At 41.4% G+C, this 6,950-nt stretch carries 7 protein-coding genes; 6 read left to right on the top strand and 1 reads right to left on the bottom strand.

Annotation, left to right across the window (positions count from 1 at the left end):
• The first annotated feature begins 539 nt into the window (after positions 1–539).
• On the top strand, positions 540–983 hold the full coding sequence (locus tag E4665_RS16955; RefSeq protein ID WP_135349989.1) for a MarR family winged helix-turn-helix transcriptional regulator: 444 nt from the start codon (positions 540–542) through the stop codon (positions 981–983).
• Positions 984–1,346: 363 nt separating this feature from the next.
• On the top strand, positions 1,347–2,330 hold the full coding sequence (locus E4665_RS16950; RefSeq protein ID WP_135349988.1) for a 2-hydroxyacid dehydrogenase: 984 nt from the start codon (positions 1,347–1,349) through the stop codon (positions 2,328–2,330).
• Positions 2,331–2,722: 392 nt separating this feature from the next.
• Here the strand turns inward: E4665_RS16950 and E4665_RS16945 are convergent, their stop codons facing one another.
• A complete protein-coding gene (locus E4665_RS16945; protein WP_135349987.1) occupies positions 2,723–3,202 on the bottom strand; it encodes a transposase in 480 nt (159 codons plus the stop codon).
• Positions 3,203–3,504: 302 nt separating this feature from the next.
• On the opposite strand from E4665_RS16945, the gene E4665_RS16940 reads away from it, so the two are divergent.
• The 4 genes from E4665_RS16940 (at position 3,505) to E4665_RS16925 (ending at position 6,949) form a co-directional block, all read left to right on the top strand.
• Complete coding sequence (locus E4665_RS16940; RefSeq protein ID WP_135349986.1) at positions 3,505–4,218, top strand: GntR family transcriptional regulator; 714 nt, start codon at positions 3,505–3,507, stop codon at positions 4,216–4,218.
• 79 nt (positions 4,219–4,297) lie between these two features.
• Positions 4,298–5,323, top strand: a complete 1,026-nt coding sequence (locus E4665_RS16935) for a PhnD/SsuA/transferrin family substrate-binding protein (RefSeq protein ID WP_135349985.1) — start codon at positions 4,298–4,300, stop codon at positions 5,321–5,323.
• Between the two features lie 43 nt (positions 5,324–5,366).
• Complete coding sequence (gene phnC / locus E4665_RS16930) at positions 5,367–6,167, top strand: phosphonate ABC transporter ATP-binding protein (RefSeq protein WP_135349984.1); 801 nt, start codon at positions 5,367–5,369, stop codon at positions 6,165–6,167.
• Positions 6,164–6,949 carry an ABC transporter permease subunit gene (locus tag E4665_RS16925; RefSeq protein ID WP_135349983.1) on the top strand — a complete coding sequence of 262 codons (786 nt, stop codon included), beginning with the start codon at positions 6,164–6,166 and terminating at the stop codon, positions 6,947–6,949. The genes phnC and E4665_RS16925 overlap by 4 nt, the downstream gene beginning before the upstream one ends.
• Position 6,950 lies beyond the last annotated feature (1 nt).

The following is a 6,950-nucleotide window of genomic DNA, read 5'->3' as shown; positions in this document are numbered from 1 at the left end:
GACACCATCGAATGCTTCGAAGCTCCGGATCACGGACGGGTACTGGGTGAACTCACAAAGAAGCAAAAGGCGCTCTATGATGCTCTCGGTGTAAGTTATCCATCGTTATAAATTCCGGGAATTCAGGATAAATGCGTTAAGCTCCTTTGTAGTAGTCCTATCCACTGTACCATCACTTTCAAGTCTTTTAGATTTATGATCTGATTTTTCAGGAATTCCGCAAATGTGGGATTCCAAGTAATAACCACGTTTCCATCCTTATCTTTATAAACCCTCACTTCAGAAGAGGCCTTTACCCTCTTCTTCATTTCAATCAGCGCTCTAGCAATTGTCTGTGCAAGCGAACTGCATGGGAATTTCGGAATTGAGTTGTAAAATTTAACTCAGTAATCCACCATAAATAATAGCTGGGCGTGAAAAAAGTGAATGTTGACAAAATACATTTCAGTACATATTATATGTATATGCATATTTTAGAAACTTTGCATTATGCTTGAATGCACTAAAATTCAAATCACCTGTAAAAGGAAGCAATAAATATGATTCCAATAGAAATGGAAGAGCTGGGATTAGATCAGCCTTGCATCTGTAGTTATGTTCGAAAAACCGATCGATACTTGTCCCAATTTTATGATGCCTATCTCGCACCTGCTCATTTAAAGACGACGCCATTGTCATTGCTGAAAGGCGTTATACGTAATAAAGATTGTTCAATTACTGAGCTTGGGAAGATTTTGTTAATGGATCAGACAACAGTCACACGAAATGCGGCTGTATTAGAGAAGCGGGGCTTGCTTTCAATCGAAAAGCGATCAGATGATGCTAGGCAAAAAATATTGAAAGTTACACATCAGGGTCTACAGAAAATAAAGGAAGCGACACCATATTGGCGACAAGCACAGCAGACCCTTCAGGATAGTTTAGGAAAGAAACAATTTGACTTTTTAATCCAAATATTGTTTTCTTTACAAAAGAAATTGTAATTTTTTGCAGAATATATGTATATACAGAAATGTGCAAATGGATTGCTAAATATAAAAGTATGGAGTAATGCATTTCAAATGCTTTACGATATTCATGAAAACTTGAGAGAATATCTAGAAAAGTACAGATGACATTGGTTACGATTTACATTAGGCTTCTATTTTAAAACATTAATATTTTTATTGCCAATGTAAATTGCTTTAGCATCTTAATAAAAAATATTATTTCGTGGAATGTCCTCATGTATGTTTTGATATTGGGTGCCCTGACTGCAGATTTTGGAAGAATCGGCGAATCTGGATTGGTGTTTGGAGCGGTTCGTTACTTTTTAAATCATTTATTATAGAGGAGAAAATAATATTATGAAAAAACCAAAAGTGTATATTGCAATGGGTGTACCTAAAGAGGTAGAAGAATATATTAGTAAATATTGTGAATATGAAAAATGGCAAGCTGATAGAGATATAACTAGAAGTGAATTAAAACGTAAACTTTCCGATAAAGATGGCGTATTACTTATGGGGATTAAGATTGATAAAGATTTACTTGAATCTGCGCCAAACTTAAGTGTCGTGAGTAATTTTACAGTGGGCTATAATAACTTTGATATAGTGGAGATGAAGAGAAGAAAGATTATTGGAACAAACGTACCAAATGTAATGAATGAGAGTGTTGCAGACTTGGCTTTTGGATTGATTTTAGCTGTGTCACGTAAAATAACTGAGCTAGATAAATATGTAAAAAATAATAAATGGAAAAATAGTAGTGACAAAAATCTGTTTGGTAGTGATGTTCATGGAGCGACTTTAGGAATTATAGGTATGGGGAGGATTGGAGAAGCCGTTGCTAAAAGAGCAAAATTGGGTTTTGACATGAATGTTTTGTATCATAACAGGAATAGACGATTAGATTTAGAAAAGACATTGAGAGTAGAGTATTCTGATTTTAAAGATATTCTACAGAGATCCGATTTTATTGTGCTGCTCACTCCGCTAACAAAAGAGACTTATCATTTAATAGATTTCGAAGAATTTAAATTGATGAAAAATAATGCTATTCTCGTCAATGTATCGCGGGGACAAACAATAAATGAGGTAGCACTTGTGGAAGCTCTTGCAAATAATAAAATTTTGGGAGCGGGTTTAGATGTATTTGAGAAAGAACCTATTAGCCCAGATAACGAATTGCTTAACATGCCTAATGTAATTACTCTGCCTCACATAGGGACTGCAACACGAAAAACACAATTCGAAATGGCTATGGTTGCAGCTAAAAATCTTGTTGCAGGTGTATATGGATTAACACCAGAACATGTTGTTAAAGAATTGATTTTGAAATCTTTATGATCCTGTTGCATTAAACTATGAGAAATCAAATTTTGGGCTTTTAAATTTTGACTGGACAGTCAAAAGTTCTAAGTGACTATGAAATGAGTAATTTGTCCTCCAATTCAGGCATTTGTTGCTTTTCCTGAATTATTTGCGTTATGGTTAAATGCTGATTTAGGGTAAATCAGTGAAAAATAGATTACCGTAAATAAGCCATCATTGTTGCTTCGGAAGCCACTCCCTTTGACGAGGTGCGCAGATAACGAAAGCACTTCTTCGAAGTCCTGTTTGAGAAGCGCAAAGCGAGCATTTGAAGCAGACCTATGGCAATACAGCTGCACATCATGTAGCCTTCCACTGCCTTTATTGTTTGAAGAATTTGTTTTCGTTCACTTATTTTCATCACATGTTCAACTGTGGGGTTCATCTTTTTTACGATAGCGATTCAGTTTCGGCATCGACCGGATCCAAGAATGATAGGAGAAGGCCCCAATTGTCTGTTTCAATGCCCGAAACGTTGTTTCGGTTGTGAATCGACGGGCATAGAGTTGGAGGATGGTTTCCGGAGACAGACTCCTGTCTGTGCTAACCAAGATAGATTGACGCTCCCCCATCACAACGAGCACAAAGCGAAGTTCCTGATACAACCCCTGACCCCAGAGTAGATCCCGGCATAAATAGGAGACTGTTTCTTCCTTATCATAAAGCGACAAGGTCACGGTTTCGAACAAAGGAGCTTGTGAAGAAAACAGGTCTTTGAGTTTGAGACGTGCGCCTTTTTTCCGTGGCCGTCCACGTCCTCCTTTTTGAACCGGAGGTTCATAAGCGACACAAGAGGAATGGAGAATATTGAGTGCAAATCGGGTGCAAAATTTATCAAAACTTTTCAAAACTTAATAAATTTTATCACTACAATAAACACCAAAAACCCAGTATTACCAAGGCTTATTGAAATCTAATAGAGCTAACTGCAACACCTGTCAACCATTTCCTAAACCGTGCGTCGAGGGTTCGATTCCCCCCAGGGCCATATTCTATGGTAAATGTAAAGGGCTTCCCTGTTGGGAAGTCTTTTTTTTTTGACTGAATTTAAAATTAATTAAAAATAGCTTAATGTTTCCTACTTGTTAACAAGTTAGACTGTAAATCGTAAGCGTTGAAAGGCTGATATCAGTTTTGGGGGAGGTGAAGGATGGTGCAAGCGGAACTTCAACATTTGAAAATTGCCGAATATTTGATCGATTGCATTTCTGCGGGAGTTTATAAGGAGGGAGATAAAATCCCTTCTGAAAATGAATTATGCAGGCAGTTCGGAACCAATCGATCGGTGGTAAGGCAGGCCGTTGCGCGAACCGCAAGCCTGGGCTGGCTGACTTCGTGGCAGGGGAAAGGATCGTTTGTCAATCAAAGACCGCGGCTGGTTCCTTATAATCTTTCATCAAGTACGTGCTTTTCTGACAACATGAATAATCAGGGCATTATGCATAGCTGCAAATTGTTGAAGTGTGTGAAGCGCCAGCCCACCGAAAAAGAAAAATATTATTTGCAGCTTGACCGGGAATCGTCCGTCTATGAACTTGAGATTCTTCGTTACGTCGATCGCTGTCCCATTTCTGTGACAACAACAATCCTGCCGGCAGAGAAGGTTCCTCAGCTGGAAAAGCATCTGAACAACTTCCAGTCGCTTTATCAGGTGATGTCAGGCTATTACCACCTCAAACCACGGCGTTTCAAGTCGGTTTTTCAGGCGATGCTGCCTGTCACAAGTGACGCCGAATTGTTACACATTCCTGAAAATGTTCCTATCATCAAAATTGAAAGTTTTGTCAATCATCTGGATCAACCCGTTGAATACAGCAATTCCCGGATTCGCGGCGATATGCAGAAAGGTTTGATTACTTTTTAAAGGTGTCAGGCTTTACTTTCATTGGCCTCCGGCCGATGGAATCACATAGTCAGATAACAATTCTGGAGGGAATCGAAAAGTGAAAAAATTTTTGATCGGGTTACTTATTCTGACATTAGTTCTTGTAACATCTGCATGTTCGGCAAACGGTTCGGCAAGCACAGGAAAAAAGACGATTACGGTTGTCTGGTATCCGAACGAATCCGGGGCGGACATGAAGGATTCCCGCCAGGCACTTGATAAAATCATTGCCCAGGCAACCGGAAAGAAAGTCATTGATAAATTGACAACTGATTACAATATTGCAATTGAAGCTGTTGCCAGTGGCAATGCGGATATCGGATTTTTAGCGGCTCAGGGTTATATTGAGGCACATCAGAAAAACAACAAGGTCCTCCCACTGGTTGTGAACAGCGGTGGATCCGGTACACTCAAGGATGCTGTATATTACAGCTGGATTTCTGTACCTGCAGCCGATGCTTCCAAGTATCAGACAAACGGCCAGTATTCACTTGCTAATATCGCGGGTAAGAGAATGTCTTTTGTATCGACGGCGTCCACCTCTGGTTTTATCATTCCGACTGCACAGATTATTCATGATTTCAAGTCTCAGAGCAAGTACAGCAATCTGAAGCAGGCGGATTTGACTCAGGGTGGCAAGTTCTTCAGTCAGGTCCTTTTCGGACAGACCCACCAGGGTTCGGCCGTCAATCTGCTGACAGGAAAAGTGGATGTTGCGGCTTTCTGTGACACGGAATTGGAACGCTATGTGGATGTTGCGAGTGGTACTTTTGACCAACCTGGAGCAACCTATAAAGTAAAAAGCGGCGCACCGGAACCTTTCAATAATCTTGCTGGAAAAGAATTCACGGCTCTGACTGTTACACCGGTTCTTAATGCACCGATTGTTATGAATACACAGACGCTGAGTAAACAGGATCAGCAGAAACTGCTCAGTACGCTGACCTCGGATAAAGTCGCTAACGACAAATCAATCTTTGCTCCGGCAAATTCTAAGGCGATGTTCTTCAAAACAGGAAAGAACGATCGTTTCCTGAAAATCGATGATTCCTGGTTTGATCCGATCAGAAAACTGTCTGAATAACCGGGGTTTCTCTTAAATTTATGAATAAAGTGAGGAGTCGGACATGGCAACGTTATTAGAGTTCAGGGATGTCTCAAAACGATACGGCAATGACACTCTGGCGTTATCCCATGTTAGCTTCTCCGTAAATGAAGGGGAGTTAGTTTCCATTATTGGTCCTTCGGGAGCAGGGAAATCAACTCTCCTTCGTTGCATCAACCGGCTGATTGAAGCGACAAGCGGAGAGGTTATCTTTGATAAAACCAATGTGCAGCAATTGAGCAAGGGCAAGCTGCGGGCGCTGCGTACAAAAATCGGCATGATTTTTCAAAGTTATAATCTTGTGGATCGACTGAGCGTTTTTGAAAATGTCCTGCACGGGCGTCTTGGATATAAACCAGCCTTCGTCGGAGCATTGGGGCTATACCATGAAAGTGAGAAAAAGCAAGCTTTAGAGATTCTTAAATCTCTTGGGCTTGAAGATCAGGTCTATAAGCGTTGTGATCAACTGAGCGGCGGACAGAAACAGCGTGTGGGCATTGCCAGGGCGCTCGTTCAGGAACCAAGGATGCTGCTGGCGGATGAACCGATCGCTTCACTGGATCCGAGTTCCTCGAAAACGATCATGGATCATTTAAGACATATTTCAACATCGCTCGGAATTACCGTCTTGGTAAATTTACATCAACTGGATATCGCGCTTAATTATGCGGATCGTATTATCGGAGTCAGTCAAGGCAAGGTTGTTTTTGACGGGTTGCCCTCCGAACTGACAGATGAAACGATCCGTACCATTTACGGTGCCGACAGCGAGGAACTGAATCTCAACATTCCCGAGTCTAAAGAAGTGGCGCGAAAAATATGAAACATGACTTATTGTATAGAAAAAAAGCGCAGTCGCTGGTTATTCTTCTGATTCTGGTTGTCATCGCCTATCTGGCAATGATTATCACTCAATTTAATATCTTCCAGAGTCTGGTTTCAATTCCGAAAGCGATCGTCTGGAGTGTGACCAATTTCTATCCGAATGCGAGCGCGCTGACGAAAATTCCGGATATTTGGTCAAGATTGCAGGAAACGCTTCTTATCTCTATTGCGGCGGCGTCCGTCGCGTCGGTTTTCGCGTTTGTTTTTGCCCTCTTCGGGTCGAGGGTTACCGAGGTCAACCGTATTCTGGCTTTGATTAGCAGGTTCGTAGCGAATGTTTTCCGGAATATTGATGTCAGCATCTGGGCGCTTGTGCTTCTGTTCTCATTCGGACAGAGTTCGCTTACCGGTTACTTTGCCTTGTTCGTCGCATCATTCGGCTTTCTCACCCGCGCGTTTATGGAGACGATTGATGAGGTCGGGGCGGATTCGGTGGAGGCCCTGCGTGCGACGGGAGCCAGTTACGCTTCCATTGTTTTTCAGGCGGTGCTTCCGATGAGTGTCCCTCAGCTGATCAGCTGGGTACTTTTTATGATTGAAACAAATATTCGAAGTGCCACACTGGTTGGCATTCTGACAGGATCCGGAATCGGATTTATTTTTGATCTTTACTACAAGGGTATGGATTATCATTCGGCAAGTCTCGTGGTCCTTTCTATCGTTCTGTCCATATTAATCACGGAGTGGATCTCCAATTATGTCAGAAGGGCGATGTTATAGG

The organism is Sporolactobacillus shoreae (assembly GCF_004684935.1).
Classification (GTDB): domain Bacteria; phylum Bacillota; class Bacilli; order Bacillales; family Sporolactobacillaceae; genus Sporolactobacillus; species Sporolactobacillus shoreae.
This window is presented reverse-complemented; position numbering and strand designations above follow the sequence as displayed.

Coding starts and splice junctions, on each gene's coding strand:
- E4665_RS16955 (WP_135349989.1), top strand. CDS start 540: ATGATTCCAATAGAAATGGAAGAGCTGGGATTAGATCAGCCTTGCATC.
- E4665_RS16925 (WP_135349983.1), top strand. CDS start 6,164: ATGAAACATGACTTATTGTATAGAAAAAAAGCGCAGTCGCTGGTTATT.
- E4665_RS16940 (WP_135349986.1), top strand. CDS start 3,505: ATGGTGCAAGCGGAACTTCAACATTTGAAAATTGCCGAATATTTGATC.
- phnC (WP_135349984.1), top strand. CDS start 5,367: ATGGCAACGTTATTAGAGTTCAGGGATGTCTCAAAACGATACGGCAAT.
- E4665_RS16950 (WP_135349988.1), top strand. CDS start 1,347: ATGAAAAAACCAAAAGTGTATATTGCAATGGGTGTACCTAAAGAGGTA.